18 protein-coding genes are annotated in these 14,793 nt (G+C 59.5%); 8 read left to right on the plus strand and 10 right to left on the minus strand.

The window, feature by feature from the left end; all coding sequences use genetic code 11:
• Positions 1 to 279 precede the first annotated feature (279 nt).
• From VLY20_04875 to VLY20_04910, 8 genes are all read left to right on the plus strand, one after another.
• Positions 280 to 1,035 (plus strand): hypothetical protein, encoded by a 756-nt coding sequence (locus tag VLY20_04875; protein ID HUK55972.1) that lies wholly within the window; start codon positions 280 to 282, stop codon positions 1,033 to 1,035.
• 57 nt (positions 1,036 to 1,092) lie between these two features.
• Positions 1,093 to 1,686 carry an LPP20 family lipoprotein gene (locus VLY20_04880; protein HUK55973.1) on the plus strand — a complete coding sequence of 198 codons (594 nt, stop codon included), beginning with the start codon at positions 1,093 to 1,095 and terminating at the stop codon, positions 1,684 to 1,686.
• 21 nt (positions 1,687 to 1,707) lie between these two features.
• Positions 1,708 to 2,730 carry a serine protease gene (locus tag VLY20_04885; protein ID HUK55974.1) on the plus strand — a complete coding sequence of 341 codons (1,023 nt, stop codon included), beginning with the start codon at positions 1,708 to 1,710 and terminating at the stop codon, positions 2,728 to 2,730.
• 119 nt (positions 2,731 to 2,849) lie between these two features.
• Positions 2,850 to 3,449 (plus strand): penicillin-binding protein activator LpoB, encoded by a 600-nt coding sequence (gene lpoB, locus VLY20_04890; protein ID HUK55975.1) that lies wholly within the window; start codon positions 2,850 to 2,852, stop codon positions 3,447 to 3,449.
• Between the two features lie 27 nt (positions 3,450 to 3,476).
• A complete protein-coding gene (locus VLY20_04895; protein HUK55976.1) occupies positions 3,477 to 4,859 on the plus strand; it encodes a hypothetical protein in 1,383 nt (460 codons plus the stop codon).
• Between the two features lie 20 nt (positions 4,860 to 4,879).
• Positions 4,880 to 5,974: an LPP20 family lipoprotein gene (locus VLY20_04900; GenBank protein ID HUK55977.1), complete on the plus strand. Its 1,095-nt coding sequence runs from the start codon at positions 4,880 to 4,882 to the stop codon at positions 5,972 to 5,974.
• The gene (locus tag VLY20_04905; protein ID HUK55978.1) at positions 5,971 to 6,165 is read left to right on the plus strand and encodes a hypothetical protein; all 195 of its coding nucleotides are present in this window, start codon (positions 5,971 to 5,973) and stop codon (positions 6,163 to 6,165) included. Before VLY20_04900 ends, VLY20_04905 begins: the two co-directional genes overlap by 4 nt.
• 40 nt (positions 6,166 to 6,205) lie before the next feature.
• Positions 6,206 to 6,970 carry an SH3 domain-containing protein gene (locus tag VLY20_04910; protein ID HUK55979.1) on the plus strand — a complete coding sequence of 255 codons (765 nt, stop codon included), beginning with the start codon at positions 6,206 to 6,208 and terminating at the stop codon, positions 6,968 to 6,970.
• A 34-nt stretch (positions 6,971 to 7,004) separates the two neighbouring features.
• On the opposite strand, the gene VLY20_04915 is transcribed toward VLY20_04910, so the two are convergent.
• The 10 genes from VLY20_04915 to VLY20_04960 form a co-directional block, all read right to left on the minus strand.
• Entirely contained in the window at positions 7,005 to 8,723 is a 1,719-nt protein-coding gene (locus tag VLY20_04915) for a diguanylate cyclase (GenBank protein HUK55980.1), read from the minus strand.
• Positions 8,724 to 8,948: 225 nt separating this feature from the next.
• On the minus strand, positions 8,949 to 9,752 hold the full coding sequence (gene cysQ / locus VLY20_04920; protein HUK55981.1) for a 3'(2'),5'-bisphosphate nucleotidase CysQ: 804 nt from the start codon (positions 9,750 to 9,752) through the stop codon (positions 8,949 to 8,951).
• A gap of 45 nt (positions 9,753 to 9,797) precedes the next feature.
• Positions 9,798 to 10,256, minus strand: a complete 459-nt coding sequence (locus tag VLY20_04925; GenBank protein ID HUK55982.1) for a DUF2269 family protein — start codon at positions 10,254 to 10,256, stop codon at positions 9,798 to 9,800.
• Positions 10,257 to 10,276: 20 nt separating this feature from the next.
• Positions 10,277 to 10,633, minus strand: a complete 357-nt coding sequence (locus VLY20_04930; protein HUK55983.1) for a hypothetical protein — start codon at positions 10,631 to 10,633, stop codon at positions 10,277 to 10,279.
• A 250-nt stretch (positions 10,634 to 10,883) separates the two neighbouring features.
• On the minus strand, positions 10,884 to 11,519 hold the full coding sequence (locus VLY20_04935) for a DsbA family oxidoreductase (protein ID HUK55984.1): 636 nt from the start codon (positions 11,517 to 11,519) through the stop codon (positions 10,884 to 10,886).
• Between the two features lie 75 nt (positions 11,520 to 11,594).
• The gene (locus VLY20_04940) at positions 11,595 to 11,969 is read right to left on the minus strand and encodes a PIN domain-containing protein (GenBank protein ID HUK55985.1); all 375 of its coding nucleotides are present in this window, start codon (positions 11,967 to 11,969) and stop codon (positions 11,595 to 11,597) included.
• Positions 11,948 to 12,214, minus strand: coding sequence for a hypothetical protein (locus VLY20_04945; GenBank protein ID HUK55986.1), 267 nt, complete (start codon positions 12,212 to 12,214; stop codon positions 11,948 to 11,950). Before VLY20_04945 ends, VLY20_04940 begins: the two co-directional genes overlap by 22 nt.
• Positions 12,215 to 12,530: 316 nt before the next feature.
• Positions 12,531 to 13,946, minus strand: coding sequence for a ThiF family adenylyltransferase (locus VLY20_04950; protein ID HUK55987.1), 1,416 nt, complete (start codon positions 13,944 to 13,946; stop codon positions 12,531 to 12,533).
• The gene (locus VLY20_04955) at positions 13,943 to 14,344 is read right to left on the minus strand and encodes an E2/UBC family protein (GenBank protein ID HUK55988.1); all 402 of its coding nucleotides are present in this window, start codon (positions 14,342 to 14,344) and stop codon (positions 13,943 to 13,945) included. The genes VLY20_04950 and VLY20_04955 overlap by 4 nt, the downstream gene beginning before the upstream one ends.
• A complete protein-coding gene (locus tag VLY20_04960; GenBank protein ID HUK55989.1) occupies positions 14,341 to 14,703 on the minus strand; it encodes a multiubiquitin domain-containing protein in 363 nt (120 codons plus the stop codon). The genes VLY20_04955 and VLY20_04960 overlap by 4 nt, the downstream gene beginning before the upstream one ends.
• Positions 14,704 to 14,793: the final 90 nt, after the last annotated feature.

A 14,793-nucleotide genomic window follows, 5' to 3' on the forward strand; every position in this document is an offset into this window, starting at 1 on the left:
ATCCTGATCGCGCTCTGCTGCCGGCGAATCGGCGCGACGCTGATTACTCAAAACAGCAAGGACTTTCAAATCATCTCCTCGATCAAACCGTTTCGGTTCGAAACCTGGAATTAAAAAAAGACCCTTCTCATCTCTGAAATCCCGGGAACTTGGCAAGGTCTTTTTGGCGATGGAATTGTTTGACAATTGCGATGAAACTCCTTATAGTTTTGAAATATTCCCTGTCCGTTTTGTTCCCGGCCGCGAGGGCGACATGGTCTTCCCCGTATCATCCGAACGATGGTGAAACGCCGCGGGCCCGACGGTTTTGCGCGGGCCTGGATCCTTCCGCTCCTGCTCGTCGTTTTGGCCCCGCCGGCGGCCGCGGAGGATTTGAATTTTGCGCTGGGCCTGAAGGAGCAGTACGTCTCGCTGAGGCGGACCTTGAAGCTGGAAAACCAAACGTCGAGCGGGCTTAAAACCCATCGCGTCGAGGCCCCCCGCTCCGACGGGACCTGGATGTCGACGGCGGCCTTGAACGGTTCGTTCCGCCGGTGGTTCGTCGGCGCACAGGCCTCCGCCGCGAGTTTCAATGTTTTTGAACAGCCATCTTCTTTTTCGAGCCCGTCGTTCATCCGGAACTCGACGGTCGATTTGACCCAAATGGATCTGGCGCTCGGCTACACGATCCTGACGGGGGTCAGCCCCTACGTCGGGTATATGCGGCATCGGCAGACGACCGATCTTGATTGCGCGGGCTGCACGAAAACGGTCGTGCTGAGCCGGGTCGGTCCCGGTCTTCTTCTCGATTATCCCGTCGAAAACACACGCTGGGCGGCCTACTTGAACCTGTCCTTGATTCAGGGAGGAGCGATCGAGGGGGGGCTTGGCTATGCCGGAATCCGTTGGCCCTTCGTGGCCGCCGCGGGCTTCGGCTACCGTCGGATCGATTATCCCGCGAACCGCGTTTCCTGCAGGCCGAGCGGCGGATTTGCCTGTTTCAGGGAAAACGATGTCGTGAGCGGTCCGATCTTGTCGCTTCATTATATCTTTTGATGTGCTACACTGTTAGGGATGTTTTAACGGATCAACCGTACCCATAAGGAGGGGCCCATGAAAGAAAAGAATTCAAGCGCGGTGGTTCTCGGGTTTGTGTTGGCGGCGCTGCTGCCGATCGCGACGGCGGGCTGCGCCGGCCGCCAGCCGGCGGGCGCCCAGCCGCCCGAATGGGTGACCAAGGGCAGCGGCGCTTTCAAGGACGCGGGCAACAAGGTCTTCTACGGCATCGGGGCCGTGACCGGGGTGCGGAACCGGCCGCTGGCGCAGACCACGTCCGAGAACCGGGCCCGGGCCGAGATCACCAAGATCTTCGAGACCTACACCGCCTCGCTGATGAAGGATTACATGGCCTCGACGACCGGCGGGGGCGCGGTGACCAACGCCTCGGCCACGAGTGAGGAGCAGTACGTCGAGCAGGCGATCAAGACCTTCTCGTCCGCGACGCTGAACGGCGTGATGATCATTGATCACTGGACCGACCCGTCGGACGGGACGCTCTATTCCCTCGCCCGTCTGGACCTGGAAAATTTCAAGAACAGCCTGGACAAGATCAAGGAATTGAACTCGGCCGTCCGGGATTATGTCAAACAGAACGCCGAGAAATCCTTCGACAGCCTCGCGACCGAAGAGCAGAAACACGGCCAGTGATCCGGAAGGGGACGGGGGACCATGAAGCGTAATCGGCGGATCGCGACCGGCCTTGTTCTGTTCACGACCGTGTGGCTTTCGGGGCACGCGGCCGGGGCCTACACCCCCAAGGAGATTTATGAGACGGTCGGGCCGGGGGTGGTCCTGGTCCTGGCCAGCGACGACGGCCGCCTGGGCAGCGGGGGCACCGGCTCGATCATCCGGGCCGACGGGCTGGTGATCACGAACGCCCACGTTGTGATCAACAAGGAGACGAACCGGCCCTACCGCCGGGTGAGCCTGTTCTTGAAACCGGACCGCGTGACCGGAAACATGGACACGGACCTGGCCCGCCGCGTCGAGGCGAAGCTGGTCGCCTACGACGCGTCGCTGGACATGGCCCTGCTCCGGATGGAAAACCCGCCGTCCGGGCTGACCGTGGTGGCCCTGGGAAATCCGGAGGACGTGTCGATCGGGGACCCGGTCGTGGCGATCGGACATCCGGAAACCGGCGGCTTGTGGACGCTTACGACCGGGACGATCAGCGCCGAGATGGAGAATTTCAACGGGGTGCAGGGGAAGGATATTTTTCAGACCGAGACCAGCCTGAACCGCGGCAATTCCGGCGGGCCGCTGCTCGACGGACAGGGGGCCATGGTGGGGGTCAACACGATGATCTCCCGGAAGGCGTCGGACGGCTTGACGATCACCTCGATCAATTTCGCGCTCAAGTCCAGCGTCGCGCAACACTGGCTGGCCTCGCAGGGCGTGACCGTCGCGTATCAACCCGGATCGAACCCACCCACGGCCTCGGCCGGGACGGCGCCCCGTCCGGTCGAGAAGGCCGAGGCGCCGCCTCCTTCGCTTCCTCCCGCCGCCGCGGCTCCGGTGACGCCGGTCCAAAAGCCGGCGGGCGAACCCGTGAAGCCGCCCGCCAAAAAGGAAGAGCCGCCGGCGCCCAAGATACTGACCGAGAAGCGGCCCTACAACCTGGACCGGCTTATCGCGGATCGGATGAAAGAGATGGAAGATATGATGGAGGAGATGCATAAGAAGTTTCGGTAAATACCCGTGGGCAAGACCCGTGGTCTTATCAGCGAGCCAAGCGAGCGAGAGGGGGAGGCTCCGAAGGCCTTGCCTCTGGAGGGGGCGACGTGAGCCCCAATATAAAAAGGAGGGCATCTATGCGACCGTTTGGAATTTTGTTCATCCTGTTGTTGACGGGCCTCGTCGGCTGCGCGACGACCAAGGTGGAGCGGGTCGGCGCCGACACGACGACCGATCTGTCCGGACGATGGAACGACACCGATTCCCGGCTGGTGTCCGACGAGATGATCAAGGACGTGCTGTCCCGGCCGTGGCTCGACCGCTTTTCCAAGGAGCACGGCGGCAAGCCGCCGACCGTGATCGTCGGGACCGTCACGAACCGGAGCAGCGAGCACATCAACGTCCAGACCTTCACCGAGGATCTGCAGCGCGCGCTGACGAACGACGGCCGGGTTCAATTTGTCGCGTCCAAGTCCGAGCGGGAGGAGGTCCGCGAAGAGCGGCAGGACCAGCAGTCCCAGTCTTCCCAGGAGACGGCCAAGGGGCTCGGCAAGGAGATCGGTTCCGATTACATGCTGAAGGGGACGATCAATTCGATCCTGGACGAGGCCGGCGGGACGAAGGCGGTCTACTACCAGATCGACCTGCAGCTCTTCGACGTCGAGAAGAACCTGCTCGTCTGGTCCGGACAGAAAAAAATTAAAAAGATCATCGAAAAAAGCCGTCTCGGATTTTAGCCCAGTCCTCCGTTGAAAGTCGTCTCCATGGGAGTTTGTAATCGTCGGGGCTTCGGGTCGACGCTCGTCGCGGCCGCCTGCGTTTCGGGCCTGACGGCGCTGTCGGGCTGCGGCCCGGGCGTCCGTCAATACGTCCAGATGGACAACCTCCAGGCCCGCCAGCAGTTCGCCGAAGCCGACGCCGTCGTCGTCAATCACAAGGCCGATTACGGCGACCGCAACGCCGTCCTCTATGATTTCGACCGGGGCATGATGCTGCATCTGGCCGGTCAATACGCCGAGAGCAATCAATACCTGGCCCAGGCCGAGGACCGGATCGACCAGCTCTACACCAAGAGCGTCTCGGCCGAGGCCGGCGCGATGCTGACCAACGACAACACCCTTCCCTATGAAGGCGAGGATTTTGAAAAAGTGATGATCAACGTGATCGCGGCGCTGAATTACGTTTATCTCGGTCAATGGGACGACGCGCTGGTCGAGGCCCGGAAAGTGGACCACAAACTCGACCTTTTCAACGACAAGTACGACAAGAAGAACGTCTACAAGCGGGACGCGCTGGCCCAGTACCTGAGCGGCCTTCTCTACGAGGCGAAGGGCGAGATCAACGACGCCTTCATCTCGTACCGCAAGGCCTACGAGGCCTACGGCGATTACCGCAAGGACTACGGCACCCCGCTGCCGCCGACGCTTCCGTCCGACCTGCTGAGGACGAGCGCGGCCCTGGGCTTCACGGAAGAGCATCAGGAATACCTCAAACAGTTTCCGGATGCGCGATGGACGACCGAAAAGGAGCTGCAAAGCCAGGCCGAGCTGATCTTCATCAGTTACACCGGCCGGTCTCCGGTCAAGGAAGATTTCTTCGTCACGGCCCCGATCCGGGACGACAAGGGCGGCACCTACATTCTCCGCGTGGCCCTTCCGAAGTTCGTTCCGCTCCCCGACAGGGTCCGGTCGGCCGAGGTGCGGCTGACCCCGGAAAACGGCGCGGCGATCACCCAGCGGGCCTTCCTGGCCGAGAACATCACGGCCATCGCGAAGAAGAACCTCGAGGACCGCATCGGACGCATCACGGCCAAGGCGATCGCGCGGGCGGTGGCCAAGTATCAGGCGTCCCGGCTCGTGAAAAAGGAGGTGGCCCGGAAGACCGACAACAACCCGCTGGCCGACATCCTGGCCGACGTCGGGACGAACATCTACTCCCTCGCCTCCGAGCAGTCGGACAAGCGCAGCTGGCGGACGCTGCCGGGGGAGATCCGGATGGCCCGGATGGCGGTCCCGCCCGGAACGTACACCGTCGCGGTCGAGTATTATGACGCCGCCGGCGGGGTGATCGAACGAAAGACCTACCCTCCGGTGACGCTGAAGGCCGGGGAAAAACGGTTTTTAGGATACCGGATCCTCGGCCGGTGACGCTCATGAAAGGAGAAGGCATGGGATCGGATCGAATCGTAGGGTTTGGTTCAGGCCGCGGTTGGCGCGTCCTGACGGTTTTAATCGCCGGAGTAATCTTCCTTGACGGGCCGGCCTCGTTCGCCCGCGACGCGGCCGCGCCGGACTGGGTCAACGGGCCGAGCAAAAAATATCCCGAGGCGATCTACCTGACCGGCGTGGGCTACGCGGACACCCGCCAGGCCGCGGAGGACCGGGCCTACGCCGCGATCTCGAAGATTTTTGCGGCCGAGATCAGTTCCAAAACGGAGGAGTGGGAGAAATATCTCCAGACCGACGCCAAGGGGCGCACCGAGGACAGCCGGCAGATCAATATCGAGCAGGCGACCGAGGTCTCGACCAAGAAGGTGCTGGAAAACGTGACGATCGCCGAGCGCTGGACGGACGAGTCGAAGGCGCTCTACTACGCGCTGGCCGTGATGGACCGGCAGCATGCCGCGGCGGCCCTGCGCGACCGGGTTGCCTCGCTGGATCTCAAAGTCGAGGAGCTGTTGAAACAGACCCGGTCCTCCGGCCCGAAACTCCAGACCGTCCGGGCCTACCATGAGGCGGTTGAGAACATCCTGCTCCGCGAGGCCTACAACACGGAACTCCGCGTCGTCAGTTCCACCGGCCATGGGTCCGAAAGCGGGGTGAGCCTGGCCGACGTCAACCGGGATTTCCGCGATTTTCTCTCAAAAAATTTCAGGATCGTCGTGGAGGTCGGCGGCGCGAACAGCGAGCCGGTGCGCGCGGCGATCGTGGAAGGGCTGAACCGCCAGGGGCTCCCGGTCGCTTCGGCCGCGGCCTCCGACCTCCCGCCCGACCTGGTGGTGAAGGGCGCGGTGACGCTCGATCCGGTGCAGATGCCTGCCGGCGGAGCGCCGCCGACCTATTTCGTGCGCTGGGCGGCGGCCTTCGACCTGACCGACAAGGCCTCGCAGCAGGTGATCGGAAGCGTCGCGCGGCAGGGACGCGAAGGCCACCTGACGCAGCCGGAGGCCGAGGCCCGCGCGCTGCGGACGGCCGAGAAGGAAGTGTCGGATGAGGTCGGTCGACAGATCGCCGAATTCATCTATGGAAAGGAGAACCCATGACGTTCCAACGGCTCCGAACGGCCGTCGTGCTCCCGATGGTATTTTTGATTCCGTTCACGATCGCGCTGGGCGGTTGCGCCTCGACGCCGCCCGCGCCCGAGCGTCCCGACGGCGACAAGATCCACCAGGACTCCGACAAGAGCATGCAGGATTTGAAGAAGGAAGAAGACCGTCGCGGCAACGGGTATTGAGCCCGGAAACAAACAGCGCGGATTGATTAGATCGGAAAGAATGCATTCGGAAACCGCCATGAAGCCCGAGAGCCGTCCCACGACCCGTCATCCTTCCGGTCCCTATTCTCTTTATCCCTTCATCGTTGCGGCGGTCCTCCTTTCGGGATGCGCCGGGATGGTCTCCGGACAGAAGCAACAGGAAGCGTTGACGAAACAAACGACCGCCAATCGGGAACTGGAAGAGAAGCTCGCCCGGGCTCAGCTGCTTTTGCTGGAAAAGGAAGCGCAGGTCAAAGAGCTCGACCGAAATCTCGACGAAGCCACCCTGGAGGTGGTGCGGGCCAAAGCGAAGCTGCGCAGCCTGGAAAGCAGGGCGGAGGCGGCCTCGACCCTTGCGGAAGGGGAGATCGCGTTGAAGGCGCTGAAGACAAACGCGGCCGACCCGGAGAGGGACGCGGAAATCCTCCAGGCCAAAGCGCTTTTGAAGGCGAGCAATCAGGAATTAAAAAAAGAAAATTACGGCGGGGCCTTGTACCTTGCCGCCCGGGCCAAGGCCGTCATCGAGGAGGACCGGGAGCGATCGAAAGACCGTGAGCAAACCCCGACGACGGAGGGCGAGGTATCCTTCGCCGCGCCGCTCCCGCTCCGGTCGGTCGGCGCGGCCAATGTCCGGGAAGGGCCCGGTCTCAATGCCAAGGTCCTTTTCTCGCTTCCGGAAGGAAGCGCGCTTGTGGGCTTTTCGTATCTGGGTCTCTGGGTCCGGGTGAGGGACGAGGACGGGCGCGGCGGCTGGGTTTACTATAACCTCGTCGGCGGTCGGTGATCGCGGATGTCCGCCGTCCATGCGTTGAGCGGGGTCACTTCGTCACCTCGATGTCCGGCTGGCGTTCGACGCCGGCCAGAACCACCCGGTTGCGCCCGTCTCGCTTGGATTGGTAAAGGGCGCCGTCCGCGGCGGCAATGATGGCCTCCGGGGTGTCCCCGTGCTCCGGGAACGCCGCGATTCCGATGCTGACCGATACGGTCACCCCATCGGCCGCGCCGCGCGGCGTCTCCGCGTTTACCAGGCCGCGAATACGATCCGCGACCTCGAACGCCCCCTCTTTCCCGATTTCGGGAAGCAGGATAATGAACTCGTCCCCGCCGTAGCGCGCGGCGTAATCGACGTTCCGTATGGACTGCATGAAGATCTTTCCGATCTTTTTTAACAGGTCGTCTCCCGCCTGGTGACCGTAGGTGTCGTTGTACTTTTTGAACTGATCCGTGTCGATCATCATCACCGCAAACGGGCGCTTGTTGCGTCGGGATCGGGCCACTTCATTCGTCAGGATCTCCATAATATATTTGCGGTTAAAAAGCCCGGTCAGGCTGTCGGTGATGGAGAGCACCTGCAGCTCCTTGTTTTTTTCGATCAGTTTCCCGTTGATGGCGGCCAGCTCTTCCTGGCCCAGGCGCAGGCGGGCCACCATATTATTAAAGGCTTTGGTCAAATAACCGATTTCGCCGTGACTGACCACGGGAAGGCTCACCTCCAGATCGCCCGACGCCACCCTGGCCGCGCCGTTCGTCAGACGGTCCAAGGGACGGACGATCGTGAGCCCCAGTAGATAGGCGGCCAGGCCGATCGCCAGGAGGAGCCCCAAACTGATCAAGAGGGTGAGATTCCGGACCTGCACGATCTCCGCGTAGATTTCATTTTTCCCGATCTGGGTGACGACGCCCCATTCGAGCTGCGACATCCGGCGGAGAACGCCGATCACCGCACGGCCGCGATCGTCGGGGTATTCCAACAGGACCGCGTCCGTCTCCGAGGGGCCGGGGACGTTGAACGGCAGCTTGACGATCACGCGTCCCGGAGCGTTCGGACGGGACCCGGCGATCAAGGTCCCGTCCGGGGCGATCAGAAAGGACTTCCCTGTGTTGCCGATCGAGGAACGGCCCAGGATCTCATCGATCGTGTGAAAGTTGAGCTTAACGGCCAGGAGACCCAGGAATCCGCCGTTCTGGGCCTTGATCGGAACGGCAAGCATCATGACCATTTTGTTGAGTTCCGGATCCCAATAGGCGTCACCCATGATCGGCGTATCGGCGTTGTTCCGGTTCCGCCAGTCGTGCGGAAGTCTCAGGGGGGCGCTTCGGTCCGCGCTGGTGGCCACCGTGCGCGCGTCGGCATCGGCGACCATGAGCGCTTCGTAGTCGACAAACTTGTTCCCCACCGACTTGAGGTAATCTTTCAGGCGGCGGAGCGCCGTCGCCTTGGTCCCCGGCGCGGTGTTCGCGCGGATGATTTTCTCGAGGTTTTCCGAGACCACGTATGAGTTGGCAAAGACACGCGCATCGTACAGGCGTTCCTTGATCCATAAATCGAGCTCTCGTTCATTCTGAGCCGTAACGTCCCGGAGTTTCTGGGCGACCTTTTCGGTTAAAAATCGCTTCGCATGCACGTAATAGAGCCCGCCCATGGTCAGAGAGGGGATGAGGGTTGCCAGGAGTGAAAAAACAAGGATCTTTCGCTTGATATGGTCCAGGCGAATATAATGGAGGAAATTCGCGAGATTCTGTTCCCAGGCGTGCAAGGGTTTTTCTCCATCCTAAGAAGGCATTGCGGGTCGCATCCGTGGTTTTATTATACCTCTTGATCGCATAACACGCAAAAAGGGGACAGGCTACTTTCCCGCCCTCATTTAACCGGCTTCGGTGCGGGGATCGTTCCCTCGCGGAAATTTCCGAGCACCTCCGCGCGGCCGGATAATTAAAACCGCCCGACCAGCGCCCCGGTCACGGCGTCGAGACGAAACGAGCTATAGGTACTCCTGCCACGGAAAGGGCGGCGCGCCGCAGACGATGAACGGCGGGTTCTCAAGCGACGGTTTATTGTAGCGCAGCCGCCGGCCGGACAGATCGGTCACCGTGCCGCCCGCCTCTTCCACCACGCATTGGGCGGCGGCGATATCCCATTCCATCGTCGGCCCCAGGCGCGGATAAAGATGGGCGCGCCCCTCGGCCACGAGGCACAGTTTGAGCGAGCTGCCGATGCTCAGGGACTCCGCCGGGTTGATCTTGCGCACCAGGTCTTCAACTCGGGCGCCGGCGTGCGAGCGGCTGACGACGACCGTGACGCCGCCGGTCCTGTAATCGCCCGCCACGATCCGTTCCGGCGGCTCCTCTCCCTTCCGCTTGAAGGAGCCCAAGCCGCGCGCCGCGTAATAGAGCTCCTCCATCGCCGGCGCGTAGACCACGCCCAGCGCCGGCTCGCCACGCTTGATCAGCGCCACGTTGATCGTGAACTCGTCGCGCCGCTTGATGAACTCCTTGGTCCCGTCCAGCGGATCGATCAGCCAGTAGCGCTTCCATGACTGCCGCTTGGGGTAGGGAACCTCCTTCGACTCCTCGGACAACACGGGCCACACCGGCGTCAGCGCGCGCAAGCCCTCCGCAAGCAATCGATGGGAGGCCAGATCGGCCCGCGTGAGCGGTGAAGCGTCTTCCTTCTTGTAAGTGGTCTCAAAGTCGCCGCTCGCGTAGACCTCCATCACCGCCGCGCCGGCCTTCTCGGCCAGCGCGACGACCCGGGGCAGCAGCGCTTCCAGGTCAACCGTATCCATCTTGGAAAATCTCCGCGTGCCGTTGCCGCCGGCCGACCCGCTTTTTCATGCCCACAAGCCCGGCTTGACGACCATTAAGAAAATAATGACGGTTACCAGGACGGCCAGGAGCATCCCGATCCTTCCCCCGCGGCGGGCCAGGGCTTGATAGTCGGACGACTCATGCCCTTCGCGATCCAGAGCCTCGATCTGGCGCCGCAGCGTGGGGGTGTATCCCAAGAGGCCGATCAGCGCGACGAGCACGTACAGGACCAGCGCCGTGAGCAGCCAGGGCGTGGTCAGCGACAAGCCGCCGACGAAGGCCATCGCGAGCCCGGTGACGAGCAGCAAGCCGTACGCCGGATTGGCGATTCGATCATCGATCAGCTTGATGCCGCGGAGCGTGAAGGGCAGGGCCTCCGGGTTGCGGCCTGCGCGCGCCAGCCAGATCCCGTAAGTGACATTGGCGCCGACCGCGACGATGGCCGAGAAGACATGCAGCCATTTGATCAACAGATACGCCATCGTTATCTCTCCGGTTCGGATCAGGTTAACCTGTTTTCGATGGGATTGGCAAGCGTCATGATTTTACACGCCTCCCGCGCGCGAAGCTGGAGGGAAGCCCAAGGAAAAACCTTGCCGCGCGCCGGAGATTTAACGCGATTTTTTAAGAATCTTGATCTTAATGTAACTTGACCGGCGTAGGGTGATAAGGCATTCGGGGCAAAATCAAAGATGGCGGGAACGGCCCTCGGAAGAAAGGAGATGATGAAGATGAATTGTTCGAAATGCGGCGGCCTGATGATTTTTGAGGAGTTCGCCAGAACAGCGACCGAAGAAAAGCGCTGGCTATATGAAGGGTGGCGCTGCGTCCATTGCGGTGAAATCATCGATCCCGTCATTCTCCTGAATCGTAAGAAGGCCAAAGACCGTGAGGCCGTCTCCGGACGGCGGAAAAGTAGTCGGAAAGAGATTTTCCCCATATCCATCCGATTGGCGGATGAGGTAAGACTGAATCAGCCGCTTTTTTTAAAAGGGTTCTTTTTTACCTCGAAAAGAGGCGTCTAAGCGACCCTCCGCCCCCGCGCGCGAGGCCGGAGGGGAGATCCCGTCGAACAATTTCACTCCGAACCCCGGTTGTTCGGCGTTGTCTCAGTCATCCGACGCGGACCGGAGCGCCTCCGTGAACAGCTCCACCGGTTGCGCGCCCGAAATAACATCCCTGCGATTGAACAGAAAGAACGGAACGCCCCTCACGCCAAGGGAATAAGCCTCTTTCTCCTCCTGACGGACGTCCGAAGCGTAGGCGTCGCCCTCCAGAACTTTTTTCACCTCCTCCGGATCGAGCCCCAGATCGACGCCGATCCGGCGAAGCGTTTCCAAATCGTCGATCCGAAGGCCCTCGGTGAAATGGGCCGCGAAGAGGCGCTCGTGCGCCGCATCCAGAAGTCCGTGTTTCGCGGCGAGGTGAGTGAGACGATGCGCATCGAACGAGTTGGCCGGGACCACGCGGTCGAAATCGAAGCGCAGCCCGACCGCGGCCGCCCGGCGGGCCACCTGCTCGGTCGACTGCCGCGCCTGTTCGAGGCTCATCCCGTATTTCTTCGACAACATTTCATAGACGCTCGTATTGCCCCCTCGTTCGGCGTTCCGGTCGAGTTCAAAACTTTTCCAGACCACCCGAACCCGGTCGCGGCGCTTAAACTGTTTTAACGCGGCCTCGAGGTGGCGCTTGCCGATATAACAAAACGGACAGACGACGTCGGACCAGATTTCCACGCGAATCATCGTTTCTCTCGAAAAAATTAACTCCGCGCCGCCTTCCATCCCTCAGGCCTTACGCGCGAGGCCGGAGGGGAGTTTCTACCCCTTAAAAAGAATCAGTCCTTGAATATTTTTATAGTGTTTTACGTTTCGGGTAACCAGGGGCAGCTTTTTAACCAGCGCGGTCGCCGCGATCAATGCGTCCTCTTTTTCCAGGGAAGGATATCGTCGCCGAAGGTCGGAATAGGTTCCGGTGATCTGGTCGTCCAGCGGAATGATCCGGTGCCGGCGGAGGGTAAACAAAATAGCATGGCGCTCGGTTTCTTTCAGCCCCGGCTTGGACAGAAGCTCCTTCTTTGTCACGACGGAGTAATAAACCTCAAATCCCCGGTCTTCAAAAATCGTCAGGAGAAGGCCGGTATTGAGATAGTCGATCACGATGTCGGTGTCGATCAGGAGCTTAACTTTTGCCACGCGCGGATCTCTTTGAGGAAGGCCTCGTCCGACCGGTGACGGGAGCCCTTGCGGATCTCCTGAACGTAGGCGACGCTGTCCTTGACGTCCGAATGGCCGTAGGGATTGAACCGCTCGCGGACGACCTCCTCCAACAGGCTGACGGGATAGATCCCTTTCTTCCGGGCTTCTTTGATCAGGAGGCGCTTAAGACGGGGATCAAACGAGAGCGTCCACTTTTCCTTTTTTAAAGCTGCCTTGGGCATGGTCCAAACCTTTCGTTCGGTTAAATCATACGTATATTATACGCATTGAAATTATTTCTGTCAATCACGAAGCCCCTCCCGCGCGCGAGGCCGGAGGGGAGCCGGGTTTGATTCTAAAAGCCAATAAGCCAAGCCTGACCCGGTTATGGACAAAGCATGGCGGCTTGTTCCAATAAACCATCATCCTGCACAACATACAGCGTGCGATGTTTAAGACTTCGTGGGAGTGGGTCATCAACAACTTTCATTTGGTAAGGCTTTGCCAAACATTTCAGAAGCCAAGCAACAAGGTGTTCGGTTATCCCATAAAGCGATTTCATCCGAAATGCTTTCGCGCAAGTTCCGTTAGGCCAAGGAGAGGCTCGGAGTCACCAACCCCAACACAATCTTTTAATATTTGGCAGTGCGGCTGTTCAGCCTCGGATAACAATTCCATACTGGCAAGGCTAAACGTCACGCTCGCGTAGACATTGTTGGGCTCTTCCCGATAGGGATGCAGCCTAGCCAGAAACTCGTGTACGGCCAAGGACGCAGCCAACGTGTTCACGGTATTAACAGCTGGTCGGTGTTCATCCACACCAGAAATGTAACCATCTCTGACTTGCTGTATGTATGCGGTTGGATCATTGCGCCGCAGCCCCTGCTCTGCAACCTGTCTTAGCGAGAACAACCCGCGGCTCATCAGGCTCGAACGATCCGGTTGGATATAGTGAATTGTCCCGCAGACCTCACGGATTCGTCCCTTGTCAGCACCATTTGGTACGGCATCAAGCCGTATGCCAATGTCGAAATAAGGAAGAGTGTAGTACGTTGCCAACGCATTGAGCAGAAAACGGCCATCAATTGTGTCCATGCATCCGAAAACGACATCACACTGTGCAACTGCCTCCACTACTTCCGGATGCCATAAGCTCTTACGAAGAACACTAACTTTTGTGCCCAGACCAGCTCGTTTGACGGCATCGGCAAGAACATCGACCTTGTAGCGTTTTCTATGCGCATCGTCCATTGTAGAATTGGGTATCCGGTTGACATTTCGCTCTTCAATATAGTCATCATCAACGAGCAGCAGATCTCCAACACCGTTTCGGTAAAGCTGCTCAACAACGGGGCCTCCGGTACCAGAGCATCCGATAACTGCAACAGAGAGACGCCGCAAGCGCTCGGTTGTACCCGCTCCGAATGCTTGGGCGTAAGACGCGGCAAAACCCGGCACCTCGGTGGTCGAGGTATCGGAGTACCAGAAGCACAGATTGTCCCCAACGACATTAATCACAGAAATTGGGTTAAATGTACAACCTGGGCTAAGGACACGGCCAAACATCTGGCCGTCTGGGAGCATCACAGCGCTGCCATGGGGGATGTCGGCTTCTACCCATCCCTGGATCATAGGCAACAGCTGTCTGTCGCCAATATTGTCGGTCGCAGAGAAATCAGCGTAGCCACATGGGTGGCTGTGTATTTTGATGACTGAAAGCTGCTGATCAGCAGCTCTTTCTAGTAATGGTTCTATTATCTCAGGCGGCCACGTAACCCGTGATGACGACCTGACAGAACAAGCTCTATATGGTATTTCATGAATATCACGAACCAGAAGTCGATGACGGCGTTCCGCAGCGCGACGTCCACATAACAGGAGCACAACCGCTTCATTATCATCGCCAGGATAAAGAAAATGCCTGATGCGGTCATGCTGGGCGCCTGTGAGGCTAAGGGTTACCGGCGGTATCATTTTTCAAACTCCCTTTCTAACCAGTCTTCAACAAGAATGATATGTGTGCCAAGATTGTCCTGGCCGACCAGCCACGGGTTAATATTTGTACGATGTCGCGACCAGCGTTGAAAGACTTTGCCGTCAAGTTGTTGGGTGCCCTGGGTGGCACCAATCGGCTTTTTGTCGATTCTCGCAAGGGCTGGGTGAAAGTAGACCATGTCCAATGGCGTTTTGGGGTATCCTATTTCTATGCGAATGGTCGCAATAACTTGTTTTTGGTTGTACCCAGTGGGGGTGGGAAACTCGTGGATCAGCACCCACCGGGAACCGTCCACGAGAGTCTCCCAAGCCAACCCATAGTCCTCGAGGAACTTCAAATCTTCTGGCAGCAGATCGAACTGGCGGCGGAGGGTCACGTCGTCCCCTCCGTCTGGTCGCACGGCAGTGCTTTGAACTTTTCCACTCCAGGCCTCCGGAGATCCACCCGCCCGTCAAGTTCCACCTTCTGGGGATGCTGCCCAGTGATCTTTACCCGAAGGGTGTAGCTTTCTGGGGTTAACAAACCGGCGAGCCTCAAAACCTCCCTTCCTGTAATAAAAGGCTCATTGACGACAAACTTATCGCCGTTCACACGAATTCTGTAACCTCGACAATGTGGGGGCCGTTTGCCAAGCCGGGAATATTCCTCGAGGTCCGCAATTTCATCAAGCATCTCTTCGCGGCTAACAGCACCGGCATTGGTTTCCTGTCGCAAGTCACCAAGCTGGTTTTCCATATTTAACCTCCTACGCTAATTGTTTGATTATACTCTTCCCGAAAAGCGTCCGGGGCGCGATCATGTGCTAATTATATCACGCAATTTAAT

This window comes from Nitrospiria bacterium, from assembly GCA_035517655.1.
Lineage (GTDB): Bacteria > Nitrospirota > Nitrospiria > JACQBZ01 > JACQBZ01 > JACQBZ01.